Genomic DNA, 25,981 nt, shown 5'->3' with positions numbered 1-25,981 from the left:
CGGCAGGAGCCGTCGAGTGCGGCCAGGAAGGCGCGCTCGCAAGCCAGCGCCTGTCCGGTCGGCACGTCATGGATCGCCACCAGCATCTTTTCGACATCGCGGTCGCCGATGCGGGTCTCGATGCCGATCGCGCCTTGTCCGGGTGCCGGCGGAAAGATGTCGAGCGGCATCAAATCGGTGGCGACATGCTCCAGCCCCAGCCGCTTCAGCCCGGCATAGGCGAGGATGGTGCCGGCGGCGATCCCTTCGTCCAGCTTGCGCAGTCGCGTCTGCACATTGCCGCGGAACATCACCACGTCGAGATCCGGCCGCATCCGGCGGATCAGCGCCTGCCGCCTGAGCGAAGACGAGCCGATTTTKGTCCCGTGCGGCAAKTCGGCGATYGTCTTCACCGCCTTGCCGACAAAGGCATCGCGCGCATCCTCGCGCGGCAGGAAGGCGGWRAGCTCCAGGCCGTCGGGCAGCTGCGTCGACATGTCCTTCGACGAATGCACGGCGATGTCGATCCCGCCGGCGAGCAGCGCTTCCTCGATCTCCTTGGTGAACAGGCCCTTGCCGCCGGCTTCCGACAGCGGTCGGTCCTGGATGCGGTCGCCGCTGGTCGAGATGACGACGACCTCGAACGCTTCCGCCGGCAGGCCATGCGCGGCCATCAGCCGCGCCTGTGTTTCGTGCGCCTGCGCCAATGCCAGCGGGCTGCCGCGTGTTCCGATTTTCAAGGTTGTTTGCATGGCGCGCCGTCCGTGATAACCCCCGGCAAGCGAGGCGTTCGGGGCTTTCTCCTAAAGGGGAAAGCTTCGCGATACAATCTTCGGGAATAGCGACGAATTGATCCGCGTTCTGGGTATTGAGACGAGTTGTGACGAGACCGCCGCCAGCGTCGTGGCGTTGGAGGGCGATGCCGCGCCAAGAATCCTGTCCAACGTCGTGCTTTCCCAGATCGAGGAACATGCCGCCTTCGGCGGTGTCGTGCCGGAGATCGCCGCGCGTGCCCATGTCGAGGCGCTGGACGGCATCATCGAGGCGGCACTCGCCGATTCGGGCACAGAACTTGCCGATATCGATGCGATCGCCGCCACCGCCGGGCCAGGTCTGGTCGGCGGCCTGATCGTCGGGCTGATGACGGCCAAGGCGATTGCCGCGGCGGCCGGCAAGCCGCTGATCGCCATCAACCACCTCGAAGGCCATGCCTTGACCGCAAGGCTGACCGACGGGCTCGATTTCCCCTATCTGCTGCTGCTGGTCTCCGGCGGCCACACGCAGATCCTGGCCGTGCGCGGCGTCGGCGACTATCAGCGCTGGGCCACCACCATCGACGACGCGCTCGGCGAAGCCTTCGACAAGACCGCCAAGATGCTCGGCCTGCCCTATCCCGGCGGGCCGAATGTCGAGAACGCGGCACAGACGGGCAATGCCACGCGCTTCGCCTTCCCGCGCCCCATGAAAGGCTCGGCTCAGCCCGATTTCTCCTTCTCCGGTTTGAAGACCGCCGTGCGCCAGGCAGCAACGGCGATCGAGCCGCTGAGCGACCAGGATGTCGCCGACATCTGCGCCTCATTCCAGGCGGCGGTCGCCGATGCGCTGGCCGACCGCGTTTCACGCGCGCTGGCACGATTCAGCCAGACATTCCCCGGCACGAAAAAGCCCGCGCTGGTGGTTGCCGGCGGCGTCGCCGCCAACCGCACCATCAAGGCAACGCTGGAACGGCTCTGCACCGACGCCGGTTTCACCTTCGTCGCGCCGCCGCTGAAACTTTGCACCGACAATGCGGCGATGATCGCCTGGGCCGGCATCGAGCGGTTGCGTGAAGGCATGGCGCAGGAGAACGGCTTCGATTTCGTGCCGCGCTCGCGCTGGCCGCTGGACAGCATCTCGGCGCCGATGGTCGGCTCCGGCCGGCGCGGAGCCAAGGCATGACCGGTCTAGCCAAGAACACCCCAGACAAAAGCGGCTGGCGCGTCACCGTGCTCGGCGGCGGTGCCTGGGGCACGGCGCTGGCGCTGGCCATGCTGCGCGCCGGCCATGCGGTGCGGTTGTTCGCGCGCGACCCGGAAACCGTTGCCGCGATCGGCCGTGGCGAGAACCCGCGCTATCTGCCCGGCATTGCGATTGCGCCCGGCATCGAGGCGACATCAGACATTAAGGCAGCGCTCGCGGGCGCCGATTGCGTGCTGGCGGTGACCCCGGCGCAGTCCTTGCGGGCGACGCTAACAGCCGCGAAAGACCATATGCCTCCTGGCATCCCGCTTGTCCTTTGCGCCAAGGGCATCGAGCGCGACACYGGCGCSYTGCTGTCGGCAATCGCTAGGGAGATCCTGCCGCAAAATCCGATCGCCGCGCTGTCCGGCCCGAGCTTCGCCACCGATGTTGCCCGGGGCTTGCCGACAGCGGTCGTGGTCGCCGCCGGCGACGAGGCGCTTGCCGCCGACCTTGCCGCCCGCTTTTCCGCGGAGAACCTGCGCTGCTATTCGAGCGACGACCTGATCGGCGTCGARATCGGCGGCGCCTTGAAGAATGTCTTTGCCATYGCCGCGGGYGCCGTCACCGGCGCCGGGCTCGGCGCCAGCGCCCAGGCCGCCATGGTGACGCGCGGCTTTGTCGAGCTGCGCCGCATCGGTGCCGCCTTCGGCGCCAGGCCCGAGACCTTGATGGGGCTTTCCGGCCTCGGCGACCTTTTATTGACCTGCTCGTCGGCGCAATCGCGCAATTTCGCTTATGGGCTGGCGCTCGGGCAAGGCAAGGCGCTTGCCGGACTGCCGCTGGCCGAGGGCGTGCCGACGGCGGCGATCGCCGCCCGCATCGCAGCCGAGCGCGGCATCGATGCGCCGATCATCGCCGCCGTGGCAGCCATACTGGACGGCACCATCACCATCCGCCAGGCCGTGACCGCCTTGATGACCCGGCCGCTGAAAACCGAAACCAACGATTGATCCGCAATCTCAATCCCAAGACCAGGAGAAAGACGATGCTGTTTGCTTTTGTTTGCAAGGACAAGCCCGGAAGCCTGCAGGTGCGCCTCGACACGCGGCCCGTGCATGTCGCCTTCCTCGAAGGACTGAATGCAGAGAAGAAACTGGCCTTCGCCGGCCCCTTCCTCGATGCCGATGGCAAGCCCAATGGCAGCCTGGTGGTCGTCGAGGCGCCTGACCTGGCGGCGGCGCAGGCCCTGTCGGCCGCTGACCCCTATGCCAAGGCCGGCCTGTTCGAAAGCGTCGAAATCCGCCAGTGGAACTGGACGTTCAACAAGCCGGCGGCTAGTTAATTTCCGATAGCCCGCAATTGGCTCGCAAGGAGGAGAAAAAATGAACTACTGGCTGTTCAAATCGGAGCCGTTCAAGTTCTCCTTCGAGATGCTGAAGGCCAAGGGCAAGGCCGGCACGCAATGGGACGGCGTGCGCAACTACGCCGCCCGCAACAACATGAAGGCCATGCAGATCGGCGATCTCGGCTTCTTCTACCACTCCAATGAGGGGCTGAACGTGGTCGGCATCGCTGAAGTCTGCGCGCTCGCCCACCCCGACACCACGWCCGACGACCCGCGCTGGGAATGCGTCGACATCCGCGCGGTTCGCGATGTGCCGACCCCGCCGACGCTGGAACACGTAAAAGCCAATCCAAAGCTTGCCGAGATGGCGCTGGTGCGGCTTGGACGGCTTTCCGTGCAGCCGGTCACTCCGGCCGAATGGAAGGAAGTCTGCCGCATGGGCGGCCTTTCACCTGCTCCGTGACGGCCCTTACGCCGAACAGCGCGCAAAAATTCATTCTCGACAACACGGCGCTGATAGCGCCGCCGCATGTGCCTGAGATTGTTCTGCGCCTCGCCGATGAAGCGCACGATCTTTGGCAGCGGACCGAGGACGAACTGGTCGAGATCGGCCTGCCGCCGCCTTTCTGGGCCTTYGCCTGGGCSGGCGGCCARGGCCTYGCCCGCTATGTCCTGGACAATCCCGATACGGTGCGMGGMAAGCGCGTGCTCGACTTCGCCTCGGGCTCCGGCCTCGTCGCCATCGCCGCCGCCAAGGCGGGTGCTGCTCAAGTGACCGCCGCCGACATCGACCCTTTCTGCGCCACCGCGATCCGCCTCAACAGTGAGGCCAATGGCATCGGCATCGATTTCCTCGGCACGGACTGCATCGGCAGCGATGCGGGCTGGGACGTGATACTCGCCGGTGACGTTTTCTACGACAAATCCTTCGCCGATAGCCTGATGCCGTGGTTCGCGACGCTCAAGGCGCGCGGCGCAGAGATCTTCGTCGGCGATCCCGGCCGGTCGTATATGCCCAAAGCGGGCCTGGAGCCGCTTGCGGTCTATGAGGTCGTTGTCACCCGGGCACTGGAGGATTCCCTGGTCAAGCGCACCACCGTCTGGCGCTTTGCTTGACGCCATCGCCGAAGCGCTTGATACAACGGGCATGCAGTTCGTCCGACCTGCATCTGGAGGGGGAAGCTCATGGATTTTTCAGCAGTGAACTGGCTGGCGGTGATCGCCGCCGCCGTCGTCGCCTGGCTGTTCGGCGCCGCCTGGTACATGGCGTTGAGCAAGCCGTGGCTGAAGGCCGCCAGGCTCGATCCGGCAACGATGAAGAAGTCACCGCTGCCTTTCGTCATCAGCTTCATCGCCGAACTGCTCATGGCCACCATCATGGCGCTGGTTGTCGGCGCGATGACCGGCGGTGAGCCGACATGGCTTGCCGGGCTCATCTTCGGCTTCGTGCTTTGGCTGGGTTTTGTCGCCACGACGCTGTCGGTCAACCATCGCTACGAGAATTTCGGCTGGGACCTGACCCTCATCGATGGCGGCCACTGGCTGGGTGTCCTGCTGATCATCGGCGCGGTGATCGGCTGGTTCGGCGCGGCAGCAAGCTGAGACGGTGCGTTGACGATGGCAGCCGGATTTCCACGCGACCTGGTGTTCACCCGGATCTGCCACGTCAAGCAAGGCTATGACGACCGGCGCCGCCACATCGTCCGCGAATTCGAGCGGCGTGGCGTGCCGGTCTATTTCTACACGGATTGGGATCAGGCCGACATTACGCCAGAAATCCGCAACGAGCTGATCGCGCCCGCCTTTACATACCCGGCGGCTGTCTCGCTGGCGCTGAAACATGTCGGCATCTGGCGCGATTTCCTCGAAACCGACCTGCCCTATTGCCTGGTGTTCGAGGATGACGTCTTCCTAGCCCGCGACTTTGTCGCCAAGTTCCAGCAAGGGCTGGCCGAACTCGGCAGTCCCACGCGCAAGGCCGTCATCTATCTGGGCAATGGCAGCAACTACTACACGCCGAGCTGGAAATTGCGGAAGGGCCAAAAGCTTTACCCGGCACTGCATGCAAGATGCGCCGATTCCTATCTTATTACCCGCCCGGTTGCCGAGGCTCGTTGCGCCTGGATCGCGCAAAACAGGATCTCAACGGCGATAGACCACCAGATCGAGCAGATGGACGAGAAGCTCGGGATTGAAATGCTTTGGTTCGAGCGGCCGATTGCCGAGCAGGGCAGCGAGAATGGAGCATTTCACACCTCCGTCGCCAGCAAAAAGCAGCCACTTTTCTACAAAAAGCTGAAATGGAACCTGAAGAAGTACCGCCGCATGATCTTCGGTCACAACGCCCGGTCGTGACCGAAAGACCGGGCTCGGCGCTGCCGGCTCATGCCTCCGTGCTGTGCGTCTTTGCCGCCTCCTCGAGAAGCCATTCGCGAAACGCGACGATGCGCGCGTCGTCCTTCACGGTTTGCGGATAGACCAGGAAATAGGCGAACTCCGGCGCGACCTTGATGCCGAGCTCGAAGGGACGGACAAGCCGCCCTTGCGACAGGTCGTTGGCGACCATGGCGAAGTCGGCGAGCGCCACGGCGTTGCCGTCGAGGGCCGCCTGCGTGGCATCGGTCGAGGAGCCGAAGACGAGGGTGCGGCTGTCGTCGAAATCGTCGACGCCGGCTGCCTGCATCCACATGCTCCAGTTCGGCCAGGTGACGCCTTGCCGCGACCATTCGATATGCGCCAGCGTGTGCTGGAAGAGGTCGCGCGGTTCATTGAGCGGCGGCCCTGACGCCAGCAGCGCCGGGCTGCACACCGGGATGATGATGTTGTCGAACAGCCGGTGCGCGCAAAGCCCCGCATATTTGCCGGTGCCGAACCGAATGCCGATATCGACGTCGTCGCGCTCGAAGTCCCTGACATCGTAGGTGATGTCGAAGCGCAGCTCGATGCCCGGCTTTTGACGGCGGAAATCGTCGATGCGCCGCATCAGCCATTTTGTCGCGAACTGCGCGTCGAGCGTCACTTTCAGCAGCGCCGTGCCGCGCGTCAGCTTGCGGGCCCGAGACACAGCCCGGTTGAGCAGGTCGAGCGCGTCGATCGACGCCTCGAACAGCACGTTTCCCGCCTCCGTCAGCCGCATGGTGCGGCTGGTGCGCGTGAACAGCACCAGCTCGAGCTGCTCCTCGATTTCCTTGACCTGGTGGCTGACCGCGGCTGGCGTCAGCCCAAGCTCGTCGGCGGCGCGGGTGAAATTGAGATGACGCGCCGCCGCCTCGAAGGTCCTCAGCGCACGCGTTCCGGGCAGCAGGCGGGCCATCAGCGCATAAATTCGAAAGAGCGGATCATGGCGTCTCGATCCTCAAACAAAACTTGATGATTGAGCAAAAACTACTCGTTTCCTCCCAAGATTTCAATCAGGCATGGTGTGAGCATCGAAGTACCATTAAACCGGATTTGAAGTCCGGAGAGAAACGGATCGCATCATGTCTCACATCGCTCTTCACCCCGCATACACCGCCCGGCCGGCCTGGCTTTCGGCAGTCCGCGATTGGCTGCGTCAGGCCAGGGTCGCGGTCAATCTTCCGCACCAGAACGTCGAGGACCTGTCTGAACGGCAGCTGCGCGATATCGGCGCTGGCCGCAAGGATATAGGCCGGGCCATGGACCGCGAGATCGGCCGGCTGGGCCTGCTCGACATCGGCTGGCAGCAGCCGCACCGGAGGGGAATAGGGGAGTAAGGCAATACGGCACTAGGGGAAGTCAGGCAGCTACGGACGACACATCCTACTGCCCTACTGCCCTACTGCCCTACTGCCCTACTGCCCTACTGCCCTACTGCCCTACTGCCCTACTGCCCTACTGCCCTACTGCCCTACTGCCCTACTGCCCTACTGCCCTACTGCCTACTGCCTACCTCACCACCCTCACCACCGTCCGGTCCGACAGCAGCGGCAACAGCCGCGCCATCGTGCGCGCGGTCACCGCGACGCAGCCTTGCGTCGGTGTGAAGCCGGGACGCGCCAGGTGGAAGAAGATGGCGCTGCCGCGTCCCCTGCGGCGTGGCGAAATGTTCCAGTCGAGCACCAGGCAGGCGTCGTAGAGCCGGTCGTCGCGCCGCATGCGTTCATGGCTGGCGCCATAGGGAATCTTGACCGGCCTGTTGTAGTTGCGGTCGTCCGGCACTTCGCACCAGCCGAGATCGGGCCCGATCGGCGTCATCGCCAGCCGCGTCCGGCGGCCACCGGCAAACTGATCTCCCCGAAAATAACCCGACAGGATCCGCATCGAGCCAAGCGGCGTGGCGCCGTCGCCCTCGCGCTTGGCGGCCGAGATGCCGCCGCGCCCCAGCGCGCAGGCAAACACCGCATTTCCTGCCTGCAGCAGGCCCTGGCTGGGGTGGCCGGGCCTTGCCCGCACGGTCAGCACACGCAGCCGTTTCAGCAAAATTGCGCCGGCTGCATTGCGATCGCGTTTTTTCTTGTATGATCGTGCCACGGAACAAATCACTGTGATCGGCTATTGTGTCGGCCAGCTTCMGCATAAATRCGSRGCGGTCAAMTGAATWYWCTTTTCAAAACAACGGATTGATCCATGACWTCACGCACCATTCTGATCGTCGACGACGATGACGACCTGCGCGGCACACTGGTCGAGCAACTCGCCCTCTATGRGGAATTCGACGTGCTGCAGGAAGCGACTGCGGCAAAAGGCGTCACCGCGGCACGCGGCGGCCTCATCGACCTGCTCATCATGGATGTCGGCCTGCCCGACATGGATGGTCGCGAGGCGGTGAAAATCTTGCGCAAGGGCGGCTACAAGGCGCCCATCATCATGCTGACCGGCCATGACACCGATTCGGACACCATTCTGGGTCTYGAGGCCGGCGCCAACGACTATGTCAYCAAGCCGTTCCGCTTCGCGGTGCTKCTYGCSCGCATCCGCGCGCAGCTGCGCCAGCATGAGCAGAGTGAGGACGCTACCTTCTCGGTCGGCCCCTACACCTTCAAGCCCAGCCAGAAGCTGCTCATCGACCCGCGCGGCGGCAAGGTGCGGCTGACGGAGAAGGAAGCCTCGATCATCAAATATCTCTACCGCGCCGACCAGAAGGTGGTGACGCGCGACGTGCTGCTGGAGGAGGTCTGGGGCTACAATTCCGGCGTCACCACGCACACGCTGGAAACCCATGTCTACCGGCTGCGCCAGAAGATCGAGCGCGATCCTTCCAATGCGGAAATTCTTGTGACAGAAAGCGGCGGCTACAAGCTGGTTCCTTAAACATTTCATTATCCAATAAGCGGTCTGGGCGGGGCCGCGTTCGGGTGCGATCCTGTTGGAGGAGATTCAGGATCGGCCCCGCGCATCGGCCCAAAAATCGGATTCGATTTTTGGAAAGCACGATGCGCAGATTGAAGATGTTAGAGCGTCCTTTGCGCGTCCAAGAGGACGCGCGGCGCTCTAAAGGAGGGATTGGACTGACCGTTCGGGGACGCAGCTAGAGATGGCGTTGGATGACGACATCCGCATCCTGTCCGCCGTGAAGCTCTTCCAGGGCTTCACGCAGGAACAGCTGCGCCTGCTCGCCTTCGGCGCCGAGAACACCCTGTTGCAGGCCAACCACAAGCTTTACCGCGAGGACGACGAGGCCGATTCGGCCTATGTCGTGGTCAGCGGACGCATCGTGCTCTATCGCGAGCAGACTGGCGAGCGCATCCCGATCGGCACCGCCGGCCCCGGCACCATCCTGAGCGAACTGGCATTGATCGCCGACAGCAACCGGCTGACCAGCGCGTCGGCCGAAATCGATTCGGAAGTGATCCGGCTGAGCCGCAAGATGTTCCGTCGCATCCTGGAGGAATATCCCGAAGTCGCGGTGAAACTCCACGAGCGCATTTCCGAGGAATTCCAGACCATGATCCGCCGCATCGAGAAACTGGCGCCGCGGTTTTCCGGGTAAATCTAATTGCCGTCTCGAACGGGTTTTGGCCTGAACAGGCACCAGAATGGCTTCCCGGGCGCAAGTTCACCTTGGCCGAGGAGTTGAAACCCCCAACGCTCATAGAAAGCCAAATTCTTGCGTTGAGCGGTTTCGAGAAACGTTCCTGCCGAGACAGGATCTCTTTCGGCAAGATCGCAATAGGCCTTGATGAGCGCGCCGCCAGCCCCCTTTCCCTGCATCGAGGGGTGAACGCCCAGGACGCCAAGGTAGAAATGCGGTTCCTGCGGCTTGTATTCTTCACTGATGGCGTCTGCCCTCTCGAAGCGCGAAGCTATCGATGCCTGCCTTTGCTGAAGCAAAGCCCATCTCTGCTGGTGCGCCGGAGGCCATTCAGGCCGCTGCGTATCATAGCCCATCACCGCACCAAGGATGCGACCCTCGCTCTTTAACAGCAGCACAGGCATTCCAAGCGCCAGGCGCGCCGCCATCAGGATCGAGAAGAACTCCGTCACCAGGTCCTGACGCCGCGGAGGATCGCCCGAGAAGAAAAACGCCATCTGCGGATCATTGGCAAAGGCAGCCGCCAGACAGTCGGCCGCCGATGTAACATCCGGCTCTCGTGCTGCCACTATCTCCATTCAACGACCCCTTCGGCCTGCGACCTAATCCAGATCGAACCGCGCAATCACCGGCACATGGTCCGACGGCCGGTCCCAGCCGCGCGCCGCCCTCAGGATCTCATAGCCGGCGAAATCAGGCACCAGGTTCGGCGACGACCAGACATGGTCGAGCCGTCGGCCGCGATTGGACAGCTCCCAATCCTGCGCGCGATAGCTCCACCAGGTGTAGAGCTTCTGATCAAGCGGCACGTTGAGCCGCATCAAGTCGATCCAGTCGCCGGCGAGCCGCATCGCCTCGAAATTTTCGGTCTCGACCGGCGTGTGGCTGACCACGTTGAGCAATTGCTTGTGCGACCAGACGTCGTGCTCGAGCGGCGCGATGTTAAGGTCGCCGACCAGCACCGAGGCGGACACCTCGCTGTGCTCGGCGCGGATGGCGTTCATCTCGGCGACGAAATCGAGCTTGTGCCTGAACTTCTTGTTGATCTCGGGATCCGGTTCGTCGCCACCCGCCGGAACGTAGAAATTGTGCACCAGGATCGTCTTGCCGCCGGCGCGCACCGTCACCGACAGATGCCGGCTGTCCTCGATCTCGCAGAAACGGCGCTTTTCGACCACCTCGATCGGCCGCCGCGCCACCGTCGCCACGCCGTGATAGCCCTTCTGGCCATGGAAGGCGATGTGCTGGTAGCCGAGCCTGCGGAATGCTTTTTCGGGAAACAGCTCGTCGGGAACCTTGGTTTCCTGCAGGCAGAGCACATCGGGGGCATRCTCRWCGAGCAGCCGCTCGACGATCGGCATGCGCAGGCGMACGGAGTTGATGTTCCAGGTGGCGATGGAAAAGGGCATTTGGCAATCCGGGACAGCGTGCTTCCGGCCAGGATCGATAGGCCTGACGGAGAAGACACCTTTTGAGGGAGTCAGTCCTGAAATTGCCAGCCGGGCGCCGCAAAGACAAGCCGGGCTATGCTTGGAACCTGCTCAGGCTGGGCCTAAGGTGCGTAACTTACCGCGTCTTCGTATTCAGCTCGCGGTTGGCCGTATAGTCGATGGCAAACGTGTCCGGCGCGAAGCTGACGCCTTCCTTGGTGTTGAAGATCATCACCGTCGTATCCTTGCCTTGCGCGTCGGTGATCGTCCACTGGCGCAGATCATAGGTTTTCGGATCGAACATCATGGTGATCATCGCATTGCCGAACACCGACTTGTCGGCGAGCTTGATGGTGGTGAGATCGTCTTCTTCCTTGACGCTCTTGACGCGGTCGCCGGAGAGGTCGATGCGGTCGTCGAGCAGCAGCTTCAGTGGCGTCTTCGACAGCGGATAAAGGTCCGAAGTGTTCATTTTCTTGTTGAGGATGACCACCGACTTGCCATCCGAAATCACCTTGAAATTCGACGCCCCGTCATAATTGAAGCGGATCTTGCCCGGCCGTTCCAGGAAGAACTTGCCGCCGGTCTGCTCGCCCTTGGGGCCGAACTGGACGAATTCACCGCTCATCGATTTGACCGAGGAAAAATGGTCGGCGATCTTTTGCGCGGCCGGCGGCACGGCCGCCTGCGCCGAGGCCAGCAATTCGAAGCCGGGCACCACATTGAGTGCGGCGGCGCCCGCGGCGACAAGGCCGAGGCCAAGCAGTTGGCGGCGGGTCGGGGCGAGTGCTGAAAGATCGTTTTTCATAGCGGTCACTCTCGTGATGATTCCTGTATCTGTCGTTGTCCTGAGCCCCCAGTTGGGCTGAAGTTTGGCGGACAGAAGGTGCTCCTCGCTTCAACGCGCCGCAAGGTTCAAGGTTGCGGCCGACTTCCCATCAGAACTTATCATCTTCGGTCGGCACCAGGATTTCACGTTTTCCGGCATGGTTGGCCGGGCCGACAATGCCTTCCTTCTCCATCTTCTCGATGATCGAGGCGGCGCGGTTGTAGCCGATGCCGAGACGGCGCTGGATGTAGCTGGTCGACGCCTTGCCGTCGCGCAACACCACGGCGACGGCCTGATCGTAGGGATCGTCGGAATCATCCAGATTGCTGTTGCCGCTACCGCCACCGGAGCCGCCACCCTTGCCGGACGGTTCGTCGTCGTCCTCGCCGTCATCCTCGGTGATGGCGTCGAGATATTCAGGCACGCCCTGCAGCTTCAGGTGCSCGACGATCTTCTCGACCTCGTCGTCAGAGACGAACGGGCCGTGCACGCGCTGGATGCGGCCGCCGCCGGCCATGTAGAGCATATCGCCCATGCCGAGCAGCTGCTCGGCGCCCTGCTCGCCCAGAATGGTGCGGCTGTCGATCTTCGACGTCACCTGGAAGGAAATGCGGGTCGGGAAGTTGGCCTTGATGGTGCCGGTGATGACGTCGACCGACGGACGCTGCGTCGCCATGATGACATGGATGCCGGCGGCGCGCGCCATCTGCGCCAGGCGCTGCACCGCGCCTTCGATGTCCTTGCCGGCGACCATCATCAGGTCGGCCATTTCGTCGATGATGACGACGATATAGGGCATCGGCTCGAGATCGAGATTCTCGGTCTCGTAGATCGCCTCGCCGGTCTGGCGGTCGAAGCCGGTCTGCACGGTGCGCGAGATTTTCTCGCCTTTTTTCTCAGCCAGCTGGACCCGCGCGTTGAAGCCGTCGATGTTGCGCACGCCGACCTTGGACATCTTGCGGTAGCGGTCCTCCATCTCGCGCACGGTCCATTTCAGCGCCACCACCGCCTTCTTTGGATCGGTGACGACGGGTGTCAAAAGATGAGGGATGCCGTCATAGACGGACAGTTCCAGCATCTTCGGATCGATCATGATCAGCCGGCATTCCTGCGGCGTCAGCTTGTAGAGCAGCGACAGGATCATGGTGTTGATGGCGACGGATTTGCCGGAGCCGGTGGTGCCGGCGACCAGAACGTGCGGCATCTTGGCGATGTCGACGATGACCGCTTCGCCATTGATGCTCTTGCCCAGCGCCAGCGCCAGCTTGGACTTGGTCGTCTCGAAATCGCGGCTGGCCAGTATCTCCCGGAGGTAGACGGTTTCGCGCTTGGCATTCGGCAGTTCGATGCCGATGGCGTTGCGGCCGGGAACCACGGCGACGCGGCAGGCGATAGCGCTCATCGAGCGCGCGATGTCGTCGGACAGGCCGATGACGCGCGACGATTTTATGCCGGGCGCCGGTTCGAGCTCATAAAGGGTGACCACCGGACCGGGTCGCACGGCGATGATCTCGCCCTTGACACCGAAATCCTCCAGCACGCCTTCGAGCAGGCGCGCATTCTGCTCCAGCGCATCCTTCGACAGGCTTGCGTCCTTGGCGACGTTCTTCGGTTCCGACAAGAAATGCAGCGATGGCATTTCGAACGTGTCCGAGCCGATCAGCGAGGTCTGCGCCTCGCGCTGGACGCGCGCGCCCGGCACGGGGCGCGCCGCCGGCGCCTCGACGCGGGTAGCGGCGTCGGAGCGGAACTGCTGCACTTTGGCCGTTGGCGCCGCACGGCGCTGGGTGACGGGCTCCTCGTCGAAATCCATATCCTCGTCATCGCGCTCGAAGATATCGTCATCGTCCGGGTCGACGGAAACGCTGCGRTCGTTGACCATGGCGGCGAAGAATTCCGGYTCGACRCGGGCGCGGCCGTCCTGGCTCATCCGTGACTCGGCGAACTCGGCCGATTCGACCCGTTCGGCGGCCCGGCGCCAGGCGGTGGAGCGCTGCTCCATCTGTGGCTCGTATTCGTCCCGTTCCTGCCTACGGCGCACGGCGCGGCGATGCATCCACGCGCGCAGCGAGAGCCACCAATGGGTGATGGCGCCGAGCGCCAATATGCCCTCGTCGCCCTCATCCTCGTCATTGTCGAACAGAAGATCATCTTCGCGTGGATCGGCGACAGCAGGCTCTTCCATGACGGCGAAGCCGTTCTTGCGCCCGATCAGCGCCGCGCCATAGGCGAACAGCCAGAGCGTCGGCGCGGCCAGCAAAACGGCAAGCACGCTGGCGATCAGCCCGGTCGGGTAGCCGCCGATGAGGACGCCGGGAATCTTGAGCACCATGTCGCCGAGCACGCCACCGAGGCCGGTAGGCAGCGGCCAGGTCTTGGGCGGAACGATGCAGCCGGCGATCGCGGCGGCGAGCAGCGCGAAACCGAACCAGAACAGCCCGCGCTTGGGCAGCCTGTCGACGCCGCGTGCCGAAAACAGGAGGTATCCCCAGATGACGGCCGGGACCAGCGCGGCAACCGCGGCGAGGCCGAAGAACTGCATGGCGAGRTCGGAGAASACGGCACCGGCATAGCCCATGGCGTTGGTGACGGTGTTGTTGGTGGCGTGCGAGAAGCTTGGATCGGCAACGTTCCATGTGGCGAGGCTGGCGACCCCGAAGGCGACAGCCAGGAACAGGCCGGCGCCGACCAGCCGCCCGACCTGGCGCCGTGCGAAAGCCTGGATGCCGTGCCCCGTATCGGCCAGCGCGAGCGGTGCTGAAGCCCCTGAACGCATGCTCTTCCCCGTCAGATTGCCTGGCCCGAGCGCATGACGCACTCCGGCAGATTCGGGGGTCAGACTAGCCGTGGGAAGGTTAAGGGCGCATTAACCATGGCTTTTTACCAACGCCTCATCCAGACAAAGATGGCGGGCCGTGAAGCCCGCCATCCCTGTCTTGAAACGCCGGAGCGATCGGGCCCTTCCGGACCCGATCTCGCGCAATCACTTGTGACCGGCATACATCATCAGGTTGGCGCAGAATTCGGCATGAGGCTTGCTCATCGCCGCGTCCTGGCATTCCTTCATCATCGTGTCCTGCTTGTCCTTGGCCGTCGAGGCCCAGGCTGCCTTGAAGTCCGCCTCCGACTTCATGGTCTTCATGCCGGCATCGGTGAAGAACGGCGCCATGTTGTCAGGTTCGTCGAGGGCGCCCGCCAATGCAACGCCGCTGACCATGGAAAGAGCGAGTGCCCCGAGGCAGATATTCTTGAGCTTCATGAGAAAATTCCTTCCCTGTGTTTTCAAAACACGAGCGTCAGAACGACGATCGCATTCACAGTTCGGAGCCAGGATGGTCGATGTTTCCTCGAAAATCTTGTTCACGCGAACGTGATTGCGCAGAACCGATCTCGGTCAGGATGAGTTTGCCAAAAAAGAGGCCCGGATCGCTCCGGGCCTCAATGCGTGAGCCTCTTTCGAGAACGTCACGACGGGATCTCTTGAGAAACTATGGGGCCGGCGGGAGGAGGGTTCCGCCGGCCCCTTGGCGAGGCTGGCCTTACGGCACCACTTCGCCATGCTGGGAGATGTCGAGGCCTTCGACCTCTTCCTGAGTCGTCGGACGCAAGCCGACCAGCGCCTTGACGATGTAGAGGATCACGAAGGTGGCAACCGCCGTCCACAGGATGGTGAAGGCGATGCCATAGAGCTGCTTGAAAATCGAAGCGTCTTTGCCGAGCGCATTGATCGCCGGATCGGCGAGCACGCCGGTCAGCAACGCACCGACCACACCGCCGACGCCATGGACGCCGAAGGCATCGAGCGAGTCGTCATAGCCGAACATGTGCTTCACCTTGACCGCCGAGATGTAGCAGACCACGCCGGCGACGATGCCGACGATGAAGGCGCCGGTCGGGTTGACGAAGCCGGAAGCCGGCGTCACCGCCACCAGGCCGGCGACGGCACCCGAGATGATGCCGAGCACGGAAGGCTTCTTGGCGACGATCCATTCGGCGAACATCCAGGCCAGTGCCGCAGCGGCGGTGGCGACCTGGGTGTTGAGCATGGCAGCACCGGCAAGGCCGTCAGCCGCGAGTTCCGAACCGGCGTTGAAGCCGAACCAGCCGACCCACAGCAGCGAGGCGCCGATCACCGAATAGACCAGGTTGTGCGGCGCCATGTTGGTGGTGCCGTAGCCTTCGCGCTTGCCGAGAACCAGCGCGCAGACGAGACCGGCGACACCGGCATTGATGTGGACGACCGTGCCGCCGGCGAAGTCGAGCACGCCAGCCGCGCCAAGGAAGCCGCCGCCCCAGACCCAATGCGCTATCGGCGCATAGACGAACACCAGCCACAGCGCCATGAAGATCAGCATCGCCGAGAACTTCATGCGCTCGGCGAAGGCGCCGGCGATCAGCGCTGGCGTGATGATGGCGAAGGTCATCTGGAACATCGAGAAGACGAATTCAGGAATGTTCGCCACCCCCGGCAGCCACAGCGTCGAAACGGTGATGCCGTGATGGAAGAACCTCGAGAAGCCGCCGATATATTGGTTCAGGCTGGCGGAATCATTGGTGGTGAAGGCGAGCGAATAGCCGAACATGAACCACAGCACCGTCACCAGGCAGGTGATGGCAAAGCTCTGCATGATGGTGGCGAGCACGTTCTTCTTGCGCACCATGCCGCCGTAGAACAGCGCCAGGCCCGGAATGGTCATCATCAGCACCAGCGCCGTCGAGGTCAGCATCCAGGCGGTGTTGCCGGTGTCGAGCACCGGGGTCGGAGCGGCTGCCGGTGCGGCAGCGGCAACGGCCGGAGCGGCTTCCTGCGCGAAGGCGGCGACGCTGCCCAATGCTGCGAGAGCAAGCGAGCCCAGCAGGGCCGCCCGTCCCGTCGTCTTCAAGGTGGAAGGAATATTCATTGAACTCTCCATTGGAATACGTGTTCGCCGCTCAGAGCGCGTCGGTGTCTGTTTCGCCGGTGCGGATGCGCACCGCCTGGTCGATGCCGAAAACGAAAATCTTGCCGTCGCCGATCTGGCCGGTCTTGGCCGCGGCAGTGATGGCTTCGACGGCCTTGTCGACCGTGTCGGCACTGACCGCGACCTCGATCTTGATCTTCGGCAGGAAGCTGACCGCGTATTCCGCCCCGCGATAGATTTCCGTATGCCCTTTCTGACGCCCGTAGCCTTTGACTTCGGTGACGGTCAGGCCCTGGATGCCGACGGCGGTAAGCGCTTCGCGTACCTCGTCCAGCTTGAACGGCTTGATGATTGCCATCACGATTTTCATAAGGTTTCACCCTTTGCTGTTGCGGTCCCCCGCGTTTGCACGACTTCACCGATCCCAAAGAGCCGGAGAGTGCTCCCAAGAATTCAAGCTTCGTGCCAAGTGCCGAAGCAGCATGTTAACCTGTTGCAAACAAAGGGAATGGGATGGCCGATGCCATCTGGTGCCGGTGCCTGTGGCACGTCACATGCTTAAAATTTATGCAATTTTTCGATTTTGCCTATTTTGCCGGCTTTGAGCGTGACGCCGAAAAGGCGAGCCGGGTTTTCTCGGACAAAAGGTTTTCGTTTGTCCAGAGATCCTGCTCAAACATGACTCGCAATGCTCAACGCTTGAGCCGGATCAAGCCTTCCTGGGCCATCGAGGCGACCAGCGTGCCGTCGCGGGCATAGAGCGTGCCGCGGCTGAAGCCGCGCGATCCCGAGCTCGACGGGCTGTCCTGCGCGTAGAGCAACCAGCCGTCGAGCGAATGCGGCCGGTGGAACCACATCGAATGGTCGAGGCTCGCCGCCTGGATGTCGGGATCGAACAGGCCGCGCCCATGCGCGAAGGTCGAGGTGTCGAGCAATGTCATGTCGGAGAGATAGGCGAGCAGCACCGACTGCAGCGCGCGGTCGTCGGGAACTGGCCCGGCAAGCCGGATCCAGACATTTTGCCGGGGCGGCAGCTTGTCGCGGCTTTCATAGTGCTGGAGATTGACCGGCCTGAGCTCCAGCGGCCGCTCGCGCGCCCAGAAGCGGCGCACCGCTTCCGGCACCCGCTCGGCCCTTTCGAGCAGCTGCCGCTGCGTCTCCAGCCCTTCCGGCGGCGGCACGTCATCGGGCAGCGCGAACTGATGCTCCAGCCCCTTCTCGTCGACCTGGAACGAGGCCTCCAGCGAAAAGATCGCCTGTCCGTGCTGGATCGCCAGCACGCGGCGGGTGGTGAAGGAGCCACCGTCACGGATGCGGTCGACCTCGTAGAYGATCGGCACCCTGATGTCACCCGGCCGCATGAAATAGCCGTGCAGCGAATGCACGAAGCGGTCCGGCTCCACCGTCCGCTGCGCCGCCACCAGCGCCTGGGCGATGGTCTGGCCGCCGAACACGCGCTGCCACTCCACCTGGGGGCTGCGACCACGATACAGATTGTGTTCCAGCCTCTCGAGGTCGAGAATGCTCAGAAGCTCGTCCATGGCCGCCGTCATGTTTTGTGACCTCGCCGCAAAATTGCTATGGCGGTTTCCGACAGGAAGAACGAGCCGTCAAGGGCGCAGGCCCGGGCCGGCGCGCAAGGAGCCAAGACAATGGAAAGCAAGGCGGACGCCAAGACCAGATCAGGGCTCGATGTCCTCGTCGCCGGCGCCGGCTATGTCGGGCTGGCCACCGCCGTCTCGCTGAAGCAGGCACGACCCCATTTGGCCGTGGCGCTGGTCGATGCCGCGCCCGCCGGTGCCTGGCAACGGGACGGCCGCGCCTCGGCCATTGCCGCTGCCGCCTGCCGCATGCTCGACCAGCTCGGCGTCTGGGCCGAGATCGCGCCGCAGGCGCAGGCGATCACCGAGATGATCATCACCGATTCGCGCAGCGCCGATCCGGTGCGCCCGGTCTTCCTGACCTTCGGCGGTGAAGTGGCGGCGGGCGAGCCCTTCGCGCATATGGTCGCAAACCGGGCGCTGAACGGCGCCTTGCGCGCCAGGGCCGAGACGCTCGGCATCGACATCATCGAAGGTGTCGCGGTGCAGGGTTTTGAGACCAATGGCGCCGGCATCACGGTGCATCTGGCCGACGGTGCCGCGCTGACCGCACGGCTGCTGGTCGCCGCCGACGGCGTCAATTCGAAGCTGCGCGACATGGCCGGCATCAAGACGGTGAAGTGGGACTACGGCCAGTCCGGCATCGTCTGCACAGTGGCGCATGAACGCCCGCACAATGGCCGCGCCGAGGAGCACTTTTTGCCCGCCGGCCCCTTCGCCACCTTGCCGCTGAAACCCGACGCGGACGGCACCAACCGCTCGTCGATCGTCTGGGTCGAACGCGCGGAAGATGCGAAAGCGCTGGTGGAAGGCGACGATCTCGTCTTCGAGCACGAACTCGAACAGCGTTTCAGCCTGAAGCTCGGCGAAATCCGCGTTGCCGACAAGCCGCGCGCCTGGCCGCTCGGCCTGACCATCGCGCGCGCCTTCGTCGCACCGCGCGTGGCGCTTGCCGGCGACGCCGCCCACGGCATCCATCCGATCGCCGGCCAAGGCCTCAATCTCGGCTTCAAGGATGTGGCGGCACTTGCCGAAGTGATCGTCGAGGCCGACCGGCTCGGCCAGGACATCGGCGCGCTCGACGTGCTCGAGCGCTACCAGCAATGGCGTCGCTTCGACACGGTGCAGATGGGCATCACGACGGATGTGCTGAACCGGCTGTTTTCCAACGACATCACCCCGCTGCGCACCGTCCGCGACATCGGCCTTGGCCTCGTCGAGCGCATGCCGCGCCTGAAGGAGTTTTTCATCCGGCAGGCATCGGGGCTGTCGGCCGGCACGCCGAGGCTGTTGAAGGGCGAGGCGATCTAGTTTTTTGTATAGTCAGGTCCAACACGTGTCGGCAGGCCGTCGGCGAGTTTCAACCAAGGGAGCTTCTCCTCAAAAGCAACATGCAGCGTTGGAGCAAATTTTTCCGGCTCCTCCATCGCCGCGGCAAAAAAATGCATGACACCGGACATGTTCTTTGAGCGGAAGGACAGCGGCGAGCCACAATGATCGCAAAATGTTCTTTCCACACCGGGAGAAGAGTTGAATACCTTCGGTGGCTTGCCCAGCCATCGCCATTGGCTGTCCAAAACGCCAATGTAGGTGGTCATCGGCGCGGAACATTGCCGCCGACAACTTTCACAATGACAGCTCACGCATGCTTGTGCCGGCCCATCGACTTCAAAAGCAATAGCGCCACATAAACAATGACCACGCATKCAAAGTCTCCTTGGGTCGGCCGACCGGACCGATAGTTTATACCGGTCGTAATAAGGGAGCCGGCATGAAATGCGCTGAGCTGGCGCTCAATTCCGACACCGGGTCGAGAACGGTAGTTTTTGAGAACGGAGCGGGGCGTACACAAAGTACGGGAGCATTGGCCTGCGCCGGCCGTAGCCTTGACCGCAACGCCACTCATGAGTGCTTCGGCCGGCGAAGGCCGGAAGCGCAGGAAGCCGTCGTTTGCAGGCCGGCCTCACCTGAATATCAGCACAGCCTAGTTGACCTCGAAACCCAGCTTCTGCCGCAGCCGAAGCATGCGCTGGTCGGCGATCTCAAGGCGCTTCTCGCCGCCTTGTGCGGCTCGGTTGACCATCTGCAGCAGATCGTTTCGCTCGGCCACATCGAGACGCTCGCGCAGGAACGGCGCCAGCTTGTCGATGACGACAGTGGTGTCGTCGATCTGTGACGCTGCCMATTTGGCGTAGATCACCGCCTCGTCGGTCTTCTTCTTGTCGGCGATCTCGGAAATGACCGCGCGGATGACGGCCTCGCGCTGCGGCAGGATCGGCCCGCTCTCGGAGACGATCGATGTGATCAGCGTCGCGGCGGCCACCACCGGATCGTCGATCGCCGTCAGCGGCGACAGCGCCGCCTGCTTGCGCAGCTTCTTGCGCCTGATGTTGCCTTGCACGCGCCCGACGACATCGGCGACCTCGCGCGCAGCGTCGTTCATGGCCTTCATCCGGTACCACCAGAACGCCGCCGCTCCGAGCACGCCAAGGATAGCAATCAGAAAAGGCATGTCGACATCCCCCAGGAATCCGGCGGACGATAGGAGAACTGTCGCGCTGCTTCAACACGCAAGAGTTGCTTCTGATGAAGAAAACTCAATTTGCGGCTGGTGAAGCTTAGGCGATTGAACAAGCCGATCTGCGACCCCAACCGCCAAAGCCAGGCTCCGCCTATGATCCCGGTATGTCGTAGATCGCCCGTACCTCGATCGTGCCGAGTTCGGCCAGCGGGATGCCGGCGGCGATGTCCAGCGCTTCGTCGAGAGTGCCCGCTTCGACCATCACGAAGCCAAGCAACTGCTCCTTGGTTTCGGCGAAGGGGCCGTCGATGACAAGGCGCTTGCCCTCACGCCGTCGCACCGTCTTCGATGTCCTCACCGATTGCAGCGCCTGCGCGATGATCAGCTTTCCCTCTTGGTCCAGGGACCTGTCATAGGCCAGCGAATCGGCGTCGAGCTTGGCCCCCCGTTCGACGGTGAGCGCGTAAAGGTCTTTCTCCTCGCCATAGACCAGGCAGACATATTTCATTTCCAGCTCCCTTGCTGCGATGAACCATAAGATGCGGTGACGAACGTGTCAGCCTTGCCTTCGACCGCGGCCGCATGGTCGAGAAGGCATGCCGCGACACCGATGATGGCAAGAGCCGCCAGCAGCCTGCCGAGGATGGGCGCTGGCGGATCCAGCCAGAAGTCTTCCTGTCGCTCAGGCCTATCGCCTGGGCTCTTCCACAATGCGAAAAACAGATTGTCCATGTGAACCTCCATCCGGCCAAGAATCCCATGGCCGCCCGCAGGACGGCCGGGCCGGATGGAAGTCGACATTTTTGCTCGAACATTTTTTCGGAGAGCCCGAATATTTTCCCGCAAGGAATGAACCGTCATCGCACCGTGGTCCAAACAGCGCAGTGGTCTTCGCGCCCGCCCGCGCTATAGTTGAGGTGATGCCGGGGCTCACCCAGGCCAAGTTCAAGACAAACCAAGGAGGACTTCATGGAYCGCACCGCAAMMGCCRTCTGGAAAGGCRATCTGAARGRRGGCAAAGGCACGCTCGACAGCCAGAGCGGKACSCTSAAGGGCACGCCCTATTCGTTCAAGGCGCGCTTCGAGGAYGAAAGCGGCAAATCCGGCACCAAYCCGGAAGAGCTGATCGCSGCRGCGCAYGCYGGCTGCTWYGCCATGCAGTTCTCGCATTTTCTGGCCGAAAACGGCACGCCCGCAGCCGAACTCGACGCCAAGGCCGTGGTGACGCTGGTTCCAGGCACCGGCATCACCGGCAGCGCCATCACGGTGGTCGGCAAGGTGCCCGGCATCGATGCGGCGAAGTTCAAGGAACTGGCCGAGAAGGCCAAGGCCGAATGCCCCGTCTCCAAGGCGCTCGGCGCGATCAAGGTGTCGCTCGACGCCAGGCTCGGCTGAGCAATTCCAGGAAAAGTGTGAAACGGTTTTCCGTCCGGAATTGCGTTAAAACAAAGAGATAGAGCAGGGTGACCTGAAGTGACAAACGCCGGCCTTCGGGCCGGCGTTTTCATGACGGACAATGGCGGCCTAAGCGCCCAACGCGTCAAGCCGGGCGCGAAGGGCTGCGACTTCCTGCTCCAGCGCTTCCAATCTCGCTTCCAGGTCGGAGTGTGGCACGGCCGGCGCGCTGCGTTGCGCCGATAGCGCTGCAATATCCACCGGTCCGGCGAGAAGATGCACGTAGCGGTCCTCGCGCTGGCCTGGCCCGCGCGGGATTTCCTGGATCAACGGCGGCCGGCGGCCGATCAACATGTCGAGTTCAGCGCGCAGGTCTTCGATCGACGAAAACCGCGCCATGCGCTCAGCGCGCGCCAAGAGCTCATGCGCCGTCTGCGGCCCGCGCAACAGGAGCAGGCCGAGCAAAGCGGTCTGCGGCGTGGTCAGCGAGAAGCGCTGCGCCATCTGATGCTCATAGCGCTCGACGCGCGAGCCGAACATCTGCCGCACCAGCCCCTTCTGCTCGAGCAGCTTCAGACCCCGGTGCACCTCTGTCTGCTCCAGCGCCATGACAGGCTCGCGCGCCGTCTTCTGGTTGGCGGCGGCAAGGGCTGCGTTGAGCGTCAGCGGGTAGACATCCGGCGTCAGTTCCTTCTTCTCGATCAGGCAGCCGAGCACGCGCGCTTCGACGGGATTGAGGATGGGAAGGTCTTCGCTCATTGGATTACAATCCTTTCTGAGGCTGGCGGGACAGCGCCCCCCTCTGTCCTGCCGGACATCTCCCCCACAAGGGGGGAGATCGGCAGCTTCGCCGACAGCGCGCTATCCTTCAACCTTGGAGATTGGCGAAAGCCGCAATCACAGCCAATCTCCCCACCCGTGGGGGAGATGTCCGGCAGGACAGAGGGGGGCGCCAAGGATCGCTACGTCCGAGGTTGCAGCAAGCCTGCTCCGCCTAGACCCGCCGCTCCACCATCATCTTCTTGATCTCGGCGATCGCCTTGGCCGGGTTCAGCCCCTTGGGACAGGTCTGCGCGCAGTTCATGATGGTGTGGCAGCGGTAGAGCCGGAACGGGTCTTCGAGATTGTCGAGCCGCTCGCCCTTGGCTTCGTCGCGGCTGTCGATCAGCCAGCGATAGGCTTGCAAGAGGGTTGCCGGCCCGAGATAGCGGTCGCCGTTCCACCAGTAGCTCGGGCACGAGGTCGAGCAGCAGGCGCACAATATGCATTCGTAGAGTCCGTCGAGCTTCTCGCGGTCCTCATGGCTCTGCAGCCATTCCTTGGCCGGCTGCGGCGACACCGTCTTCAGCCATGGTTCGATCGAGGCGTGCTGGGCGTAGAAATTGGTGAGGTCGGGCACCAAGTCCTTGACCACCTGCATATGCGGCAGCGGATAGACTTTCACCGCGCCGGAAATGTCGTCGCAGCCCTTGGTGCAGGCCAGCGTGTTGGAGCCGTCGATGTTCATGGCGCAGGAGCCGCAAATGCCTTCGCGGCAGGAGCGGCGCAAGGTCAGCGTCGGGTCGATCTTGTTCTTGATCCACAGCAGCGCGTCGAGCACCATCGGCCCGCAATCGTCCATGTCGACGAAATAGGTGTCGATGCGCGGGTTTTCGTCATCGTCCGGCGACCAGCGGTAGATGCGGTACTCCCGCAGATTGGTGGCACCTTCCGGCTTCGGCCAGGTCTTCCCCGCCTGGATCTTCGAGTTCTTRGGGAGCGTCAGTTCRACCATTACCTCAGGTCCTTTCGGATGACGAGCTTCAGCCCGGACCAGATWTCRTTSACRGCGGCGACTTTSACRTCGACRAGGTCRAGCTTCAGCGCYTCRGWGCGGAYGACGCCCTCRGTGACRTCGGTYGGCACTTTCGAKGCTTTYTTCGGCCAGGAMACCCAGACCATGCCGTTACGCTTGATAGCTGCCTCGACATCACCGAGGYGATCCTCGATCTCGGCGCGCTGTTTGGTGAAGGCATGGACGGCGTCGTATTTGAGAGCGGCACCCGCGATGGCAGACCAATCGGCCAGCCGATCGACTCCGGCAAAAGCCACGGCGTCAGCAAGGTCGTCGAGCTCCGGCGGCAGCGCGATGAAGGCCGCGACCATGCCGTCCTTCAAGCCGAGCTTGGCCGGAAGGGTGCCGGAATAGCCTGAGCCCGCCAGCGCCATCATCAGTATACCCTGGCCTTGGGCGCGATCTTGGCGAGGCTGATGCCGCCGTCCTTTTCGGCCAACAGCGGCTCGGTGTGCACCGGCCGGTAGCTGAGCGTCACCTTGCCGTCCTCGCTCAGCTTGGCCAGCGTGTGCTTGCGCCAAACCGCGTCATCGCGCGACGCAAAATCTTCCCGCGCATGCGCGCCACGGCTCTCCTTGCGCGCCTCGGCGCTGTAGACGGTGGTGATGGCGTTGGCCATCAGGTTTTCCAGCTCCAGCGTCTCGACCAGGTCGGAGTTCCAGATCATCGAGCGGTCGGAGACTTTGATGTCCTTGAGCTCGCTCCAGATCTGCGAAATGCGCTTGCAGCCGTTTTCCAGCGATTCCTGCGTGCGGAACACGGCAGCGTCTTCCTGCATCGCCTTCTGCATCTTTTCGCGCAGCACCGCGGTCGGCGTCGAGCCATTGGCGTGGCGCAGCCCGTCGAAGCGATCCATGATCTTTTCAACCGAGGCTTCATTGGGCGAAGGGATCGCCGACTTGCGATCGATGACCTGGCCGGCGCGGATCGCCGCGGCGCGGCCGAACACCACCAGATCGATCAGCGAGTTCGAGCCCAGCCGGTTGGCGCCATGCACCGAGGCGCAGCCGGCTTCGCCGACCGCCATCAGGCCGGGCGACACCTTGTCGGGGCTTTTGGCGGTGGGATTGAGCACCTCGCCCCAATAATTGGTCGGCACGCCACCCATATTGTAGTGCACCGTCGGCAGCACCGGGATGGGCTCCTTGGTCAGGTCGACGCCGGCGAAGATTTTTGCCGATTCCGAAATGCCCGGGAGCCTTTCGTGCAAGACCGCCGGGTCAAGATGGTCGAGATGAAGGAATATATGATCCTTCTTCTTGCCGACGCCACGGCCCTCGCGGATTTCCAGCGTCATGCAGCGCGAAACAACGTCGCGCGAGGCAAGGTCCTTGGCCGATGGCGCATAGCGCTCCATGAAGCGCTCGCCCTCGGAGTTGACGAGATAGCCGCCCTCGCCGCGCGCGCCCTCGGTGATCAGGCAGCCGGCGCCATAGATGCCGGTCGGGTGGAACTGGACGAACTCCATGTCCTGCAATGGGAACCCAGCCCGAGCTGCCATGCCGCCACCGTCGCCGGTGCAGGTGTGCGCCGAGGTCGCCGAGAAATAGGCGCGGCCATAGCCGCCGGTCGCCAACACCACCATCTTGGCCGAAAAGCGGTGGATGGTGCCGTCATCGAGGTTCCAGGCGACGACGCCGGTGCAGGTGCCATCCGGCTCCATGATCAGGTCGAGGGCGAAATACTCGATGAAGAACTGCGCGTTGTTCTTCAGCGACTGGCCGTAGAGCGTGTGCAGGATGGCGTGGCCGGTGCGGTCGGCGGCAGCACAGGTGCGCTGCACCGGCGGGCCTTCGCCGTAATTCATCATGTGGCCGCCGAACGGCCGCTGGTAGATCTTGCCCTCTTCGGTGCGCGAGAACGGCACGCCATAGTGCTCGAGCTCGTAGACCGCGGCCGGCGCTTCGCGCACCAGATATTCCATGGCGTCGACATCGCCCAGCCAGTCCGAGCCCTTGACGGTGTCGTACATGTGCCACTGCCAGGAATCGGGGCCCATATTGGACAGCGAGGCGGCAATGCCACCTTGCGCGGCCACCGTATGCGAGCGGGTCGGGAACACCTTGGTGATGCAGGCGGTGCGCAGGCCCTGTTCGGCCATGCCAAGCGTGGCGCGCAGACCCGCGCCGCCGGCGCCGACGACCACCACGTCGAATTTGTGGTCGACAAAAGTGTGGCCTGCCGTGTTGGCTGATTTCGCGTCCTTGGCCAAA

Annotated in this window: 31 protein-coding genes; 12 read left to right on the top strand and 19 right to left on the bottom strand. The window is 63.3% G+C overall.

Features of this window, described 5'->3' with window-relative positions:
- Positions 1-731: hydroxymethylbilane synthase (gene hemC / locus AC1DX0_RS05665; RefSeq protein WP_477354578.1), on the bottom strand; the 731-nt coding region annotated here is incomplete at its 3' end.
- Positions 732-831: 100 nt separating this feature from the next.
- On the opposite strand from hemC, the gene tsaD reads away from it, so the two are divergent.
- The 7 genes from tsaD to AC1DX0_RS05630 all read left to right on the top strand — a co-directional run bounded on the left by tsaD (position 832) and on the right by AC1DX0_RS05630 (position 5,620).
- A complete protein-coding gene (gene tsaD / locus AC1DX0_RS05660; protein WP_477221810.1) occupies positions 832-1,917 on the top strand; it encodes a tRNA (adenosine(37)-N6)-threonylcarbamoyltransferase complex transferase subunit TsaD in 1,086 nt (361 codons plus the stop codon).
- Entirely contained in the window at positions 1,914-2,930 is a 1,017-nt protein-coding gene (locus AC1DX0_RS05655) for an NAD(P)H-dependent glycerol-3-phosphate dehydrogenase (RefSeq protein ID WP_477221516.1), read from the top strand. Before tsaD ends, AC1DX0_RS05655 begins: the two co-directional genes overlap by 4 nt.
- 35 nt (positions 2,931-2,965) lie before the next feature.
- On the top strand, positions 2,966-3,262 hold the full coding sequence (locus AC1DX0_RS05650) for a YciI-like protein (protein WP_027042903.1): 297 nt from the start codon (positions 2,966-2,968) through the stop codon (positions 3,260-3,262).
- 40 nt (positions 3,263-3,302) lie between these two features.
- Positions 3,303-3,728 carry an EVE domain-containing protein gene (locus tag AC1DX0_RS05645; protein WP_477354575.1) on the top strand — a complete coding sequence of 142 codons (426 nt, stop codon included), beginning with the start codon at positions 3,303-3,305 and terminating at the stop codon, positions 3,726-3,728.
- Positions 3,683-4,381 carry a class I SAM-dependent methyltransferase gene (locus tag AC1DX0_RS05640; protein ID WP_477221514.1) on the top strand — a complete coding sequence of 233 codons (699 nt, stop codon included), beginning with the start codon at positions 3,683-3,685 and terminating at the stop codon, positions 4,379-4,381. The genes AC1DX0_RS05645 and AC1DX0_RS05640 overlap by 46 nt, the downstream gene beginning before the upstream one ends.
- 69 nt (positions 4,382-4,450) lie before the next feature.
- Positions 4,451-4,867, top strand: a complete 417-nt coding sequence (locus AC1DX0_RS05635; RefSeq protein ID WP_477221513.1) for a DUF1761 domain-containing protein — start codon at positions 4,451-4,453, stop codon at positions 4,865-4,867.
- A gap of 15 nt (positions 4,868-4,882) precedes the next feature.
- Positions 4,883-5,620, top strand: coding sequence for a glycosyltransferase family 25 protein (locus tag AC1DX0_RS05630; RefSeq protein ID WP_477221512.1), 738 nt, complete (start codon positions 4,883-4,885; stop codon positions 5,618-5,620).
- Positions 5,621-5,648: 28 nt separating this feature from the next.
- Here AC1DX0_RS05630 and gcvA read toward each other — a convergent pair whose 3' ends face one another.
- Entirely contained in the window at positions 5,649-6,578 is a 930-nt protein-coding gene (gcvA, locus tag AC1DX0_RS05625) for a transcriptional regulator GcvA (RefSeq protein WP_477221511.1), read from the bottom strand.
- Positions 6,579-6,744: 166 nt separating this feature from the next.
- Between gcvA and AC1DX0_RS05620 the strand changes: the two genes are divergently transcribed.
- Positions 6,745-6,999, top strand: a complete 255-nt coding sequence (locus AC1DX0_RS05620) for a hypothetical protein (protein ID WP_477221510.1) — start codon at positions 6,745-6,747, stop codon at positions 6,997-6,999.
- A gap of 172 nt (positions 7,000-7,171) precedes the next feature.
- Here the strand turns inward: AC1DX0_RS05620 and AC1DX0_RS05615 are convergent, their stop codons facing one another.
- Positions 7,172-7,708 carry a L,D-transpeptidase family protein gene (locus AC1DX0_RS05615; protein WP_477221809.1) on the bottom strand — a complete coding sequence of 179 codons (537 nt, stop codon included), beginning with the start codon at positions 7,706-7,708 and terminating at the stop codon, positions 7,172-7,174.
- 144 nt (positions 7,709-7,852) lie between these two features.
- Between AC1DX0_RS05615 and AC1DX0_RS05610 the strand changes: the two genes are divergently transcribed.
- Positions 7,853-8,536: a response regulator transcription factor gene (locus AC1DX0_RS05610; protein WP_477354572.1), complete on the top strand. Its 684-nt coding sequence runs from the start codon at positions 7,853-7,855 to the stop codon at positions 8,534-8,536.
- 223 nt (positions 8,537-8,759) lie between these two features.
- The gene (locus AC1DX0_RS05605) at positions 8,760-9,215 is read left to right on the top strand and encodes a cyclic nucleotide-binding domain-containing protein (RefSeq protein WP_027031869.1); all 456 of its coding nucleotides are present in this window, start codon (positions 8,760-8,762) and stop codon (positions 9,213-9,215) included.
- Between the two features lie 2 nt (positions 9,216-9,217).
- Here AC1DX0_RS05605 and AC1DX0_RS05600 read toward each other — a convergent pair whose 3' ends face one another.
- From AC1DX0_RS05600 to tesB, 8 genes are all read right to left on the bottom strand, one after another.
- The gene (locus AC1DX0_RS05600) at positions 9,218-9,835 is read right to left on the bottom strand and encodes a GNAT family N-acetyltransferase (protein WP_477354569.1); all 618 of its coding nucleotides are present in this window, start codon (positions 9,833-9,835) and stop codon (positions 9,218-9,220) included.
- 24 nt (positions 9,836-9,859) lie between these two features.
- On the bottom strand, positions 9,860-10,666 hold the full coding sequence (locus tag AC1DX0_RS05595; protein WP_477354566.1) for an exodeoxyribonuclease III: 807 nt from the start codon (positions 10,664-10,666) through the stop codon (positions 9,860-9,862).
- Positions 10,667-10,823: 157 nt separating this feature from the next.
- On the bottom strand, positions 10,824-11,495 hold the full coding sequence (locus AC1DX0_RS05590) for an outer-membrane lipoprotein carrier protein LolA (protein ID WP_477221506.1): 672 nt from the start codon (positions 11,493-11,495) through the stop codon (positions 10,824-10,826).
- A 130-nt stretch (positions 11,496-11,625) separates the two neighbouring features.
- Positions 11,626-14,292, bottom strand: coding sequence for a DNA translocase FtsK (locus AC1DX0_RS05585; RefSeq protein ID WP_477354563.1), 2,667 nt, complete (start codon positions 14,290-14,292; stop codon positions 11,626-11,628).
- Positions 14,293-14,499: 207 nt separating this feature from the next.
- Positions 14,500-14,775, bottom strand: coding sequence for a hypothetical protein (locus tag AC1DX0_RS05580; protein WP_477221504.1), 276 nt, complete (start codon positions 14,773-14,775; stop codon positions 14,500-14,502).
- A gap of 280 nt (positions 14,776-15,055) precedes the next feature.
- Entirely contained in the window at positions 15,056-16,417 is a 1,362-nt protein-coding gene (locus AC1DX0_RS05575; RefSeq protein ID WP_477221503.1) for an ammonium transporter, read from the bottom strand.
- 31 nt (positions 16,418-16,448) lie between these two features.
- Complete coding sequence (locus AC1DX0_RS05570; RefSeq protein WP_010912291.1) at positions 16,449-16,787, bottom strand: P-II family nitrogen regulator; 339 nt, start codon at positions 16,785-16,787, stop codon at positions 16,449-16,451.
- Positions 16,788-17,109: 322 nt separating this feature from the next.
- Entirely contained in the window at positions 17,110-17,970 is an 861-nt protein-coding gene (gene tesB, locus AC1DX0_RS05565; protein WP_477354560.1) for an acyl-CoA thioesterase II, read from the bottom strand.
- A 99-nt stretch (positions 17,971-18,069) separates the two neighbouring features.
- Here tesB and AC1DX0_RS05560 point away from each other — a divergent pair, with 99 nt between their 5' ends.
- Positions 18,070-19,329 (top strand): ubiquinone biosynthesis hydroxylase, encoded by a 1,260-nt coding sequence (locus AC1DX0_RS05560; RefSeq protein ID WP_477221501.1) that lies wholly within the window; start codon positions 18,070-18,072, stop codon positions 19,327-19,329.
- Here AC1DX0_RS05560 and AC1DX0_RS05555 read toward each other — a convergent pair.
- The 4 genes from AC1DX0_RS05555 to AC1DX0_RS05540 all read right to left on the bottom strand — a co-directional run bounded on the left by AC1DX0_RS05555 (position 19,326) and on the right by AC1DX0_RS05540 (position 21,400).
- Positions 19,326-19,724, bottom strand: a complete 399-nt coding sequence (locus tag AC1DX0_RS05555; protein WP_477221500.1) for a GFA family protein — start codon at positions 19,722-19,724, stop codon at positions 19,326-19,328. The genes AC1DX0_RS05560 and AC1DX0_RS05555 overlap by 4 nt on opposite strands.
- A gap of 278 nt (positions 19,725-20,002) precedes the next feature.
- On the bottom strand, positions 20,003-20,530 hold the full coding sequence (locus AC1DX0_RS05550) for a hypothetical protein (RefSeq protein WP_477354557.1): 528 nt from the start codon (positions 20,528-20,530) through the stop codon (positions 20,003-20,005).
- A 160-nt stretch (positions 20,531-20,690) separates the two neighbouring features.
- Positions 20,691-21,047 carry a YciI family protein gene (locus AC1DX0_RS05545; RefSeq protein ID WP_477221498.1) on the bottom strand — a complete coding sequence of 119 codons (357 nt, stop codon included), beginning with the start codon at positions 21,045-21,047 and terminating at the stop codon, positions 20,691-20,693.
- On the bottom strand, positions 21,044-21,400 hold the full coding sequence (locus AC1DX0_RS05540) for a hypothetical protein (RefSeq protein ID WP_477221497.1): 357 nt from the start codon (positions 21,398-21,400) through the stop codon (positions 21,044-21,046). Before AC1DX0_RS05540 ends, AC1DX0_RS05545 begins: the two co-directional genes overlap by 4 nt.
- Before the next feature lie 108 nt (positions 21,401-21,508).
- On the opposite strand from AC1DX0_RS05540, the gene AC1DX0_RS05535 reads away from it, so the two are divergent.
- Complete coding sequence (locus AC1DX0_RS05535; RefSeq protein ID WP_477354554.1) at positions 21,509-21,934, top strand: OsmC family protein; 426 nt, start codon at positions 21,509-21,511, stop codon at positions 21,932-21,934.
- A gap of 129 nt (positions 21,935-22,063) precedes the next feature.
- On the opposite strand, the gene AC1DX0_RS05530 is transcribed toward AC1DX0_RS05535, so the two are convergent.
- The 4 genes from AC1DX0_RS05530 to sdhA form a co-directional block, all read right to left on the bottom strand.
- A complete protein-coding gene (locus tag AC1DX0_RS05530; protein WP_477221495.1) occupies positions 22,064-22,693 on the bottom strand; it encodes a YceH family protein in 630 nt (209 codons plus the stop codon).
- A gap of 235 nt (positions 22,694-22,928) precedes the next feature.
- Complete coding sequence (locus AC1DX0_RS05525; RefSeq protein ID WP_477221494.1) at positions 22,929-23,708, bottom strand: succinate dehydrogenase iron-sulfur subunit; 780 nt, start codon at positions 23,706-23,708, stop codon at positions 22,929-22,931.
- Complete coding sequence (locus AC1DX0_RS05520) at positions 23,708-24,142, bottom strand: DUF3052 domain-containing protein (protein WP_477354581.1); 435 nt, start codon at positions 24,140-24,142, stop codon at positions 23,708-23,710. Before AC1DX0_RS05520 ends, AC1DX0_RS05525 begins: the two co-directional genes overlap by 1 nt.
- 2 nt (positions 24,143-24,144) lie before the next feature.
- Complete coding sequence (gene sdhA / locus AC1DX0_RS05515) at positions 24,145-25,980, bottom strand: succinate dehydrogenase flavoprotein subunit (protein WP_477221493.1); 1,836 nt, start codon at positions 25,978-25,980, stop codon at positions 24,145-24,147.
- Between the last annotated feature and the right edge of the window lies 1 nt (position 25,981).

The sequence above is a fragment of the Mesorhizobium sp. P3_A9 genome (assembly GCF_056402975.1).
This window is presented reverse-complemented; position numbering and strand designations above follow the sequence as displayed.

What these genes read in the sequence shown, in the direction of transcription:
- AC1DX0_RS05650 (WP_027042903.1), top strand. Translation starts at nt 2,966, where the DNA reads ATGCTGTTTGCTTTTGTTTGCAAGGACAAGCCCGGAAGCCTGCAGGTG.
- AC1DX0_RS05635 (WP_477221513.1), top strand. Translation starts at nt 4,451, where the DNA reads ATGGATTTTTCAGCAGTGAACTGGCTGGCGGTGATCGCCGCCGCCGTC.
- AC1DX0_RS05630 (WP_477221512.1), top strand. Translation starts at nt 4,883, where the DNA reads ATGGCAGCCGGATTTCCACGCGACCTGGTGTTCACCCGGATCTGCCAC.
- gcvA (WP_477221511.1), bottom strand. Translation starts at nt 6,578, where the DNA reads ATGGCCCGCCTGCTGCCCGGAACGCGTGCGCTGAGGACCTTCGAGGCG.
- AC1DX0_RS05620 (WP_477221510.1), top strand. Translation starts at nt 6,745, where the DNA reads ATGTCTCACATCGCTCTTCACCCCGCATACACCGCCCGGCCGGCCTGG.
- AC1DX0_RS05605 (WP_027031869.1), top strand. Translation starts at nt 8,760, where the DNA reads ATGGCGTTGGATGACGACATCCGCATCCTGTCCGCCGTGAAGCTCTTC.
- AC1DX0_RS05600 (WP_477354569.1), bottom strand. Translation starts at nt 9,835, where the DNA reads ATGGAGATAGTGGCAGCACGAGAGCCGGATGTTACATCGGCGGCCGAC.
- AC1DX0_RS05590 (WP_477221506.1), bottom strand. Translation starts at nt 11,495, where the DNA reads ATGAAAAACGATCTTTCAGCACTCGCCCCGACCCGCCGCCAACTGCTT.
- AC1DX0_RS05580 (WP_477221504.1), bottom strand. Translation starts at nt 14,775, where the DNA reads ATGAAGCTCAAGAATATCTGCCTCGGGGCACTCGCTCTTTCCATGGTC.
- AC1DX0_RS05575 (WP_477221503.1), bottom strand. Translation starts at nt 16,417, where the DNA reads ATGAATATTCCTTCCACCTTGAAGACGACGGGACGGGCGGCCCTGCTG.
- AC1DX0_RS05570 (WP_010912291.1), bottom strand. Translation starts at nt 16,787, where the DNA reads ATGAAAATCGTGATGGCAATCATCAAGCCGTTCAAGCTGGACGAGGTA.
- AC1DX0_RS05560 (WP_477221501.1), top strand. Translation starts at nt 18,070, where the DNA reads ATGGAAAGCAAGGCGGACGCCAAGACCAGATCAGGGCTCGATGTCCTC.
- AC1DX0_RS05555 (WP_477221500.1), bottom strand. Translation starts at nt 19,724, where the DNA reads ATGCGTGGTCATTGTTTATGTGGCGCTATTGCTTTTGAAGTCGATGGG.
- AC1DX0_RS05545 (WP_477221498.1), bottom strand. Translation starts at nt 21,047, where the DNA reads ATGAAATATGTCTGCCTGGTCTATGGCGAGGAGAAAGACCTTTACGCG.
- AC1DX0_RS05540 (WP_477221497.1), bottom strand. Translation starts at nt 21,400, where the DNA reads ATGACGGTTCATTCCTTGCGGGAAAATATTCGGGCTCTCCGAAAAAAT.
- AC1DX0_RS05530 (WP_477221495.1), bottom strand. Translation starts at nt 22,693, where the DNA reads ATGAGCGAAGACCTTCCCATCCTCAATCCCGTCGAAGCGCGCGTGCTC.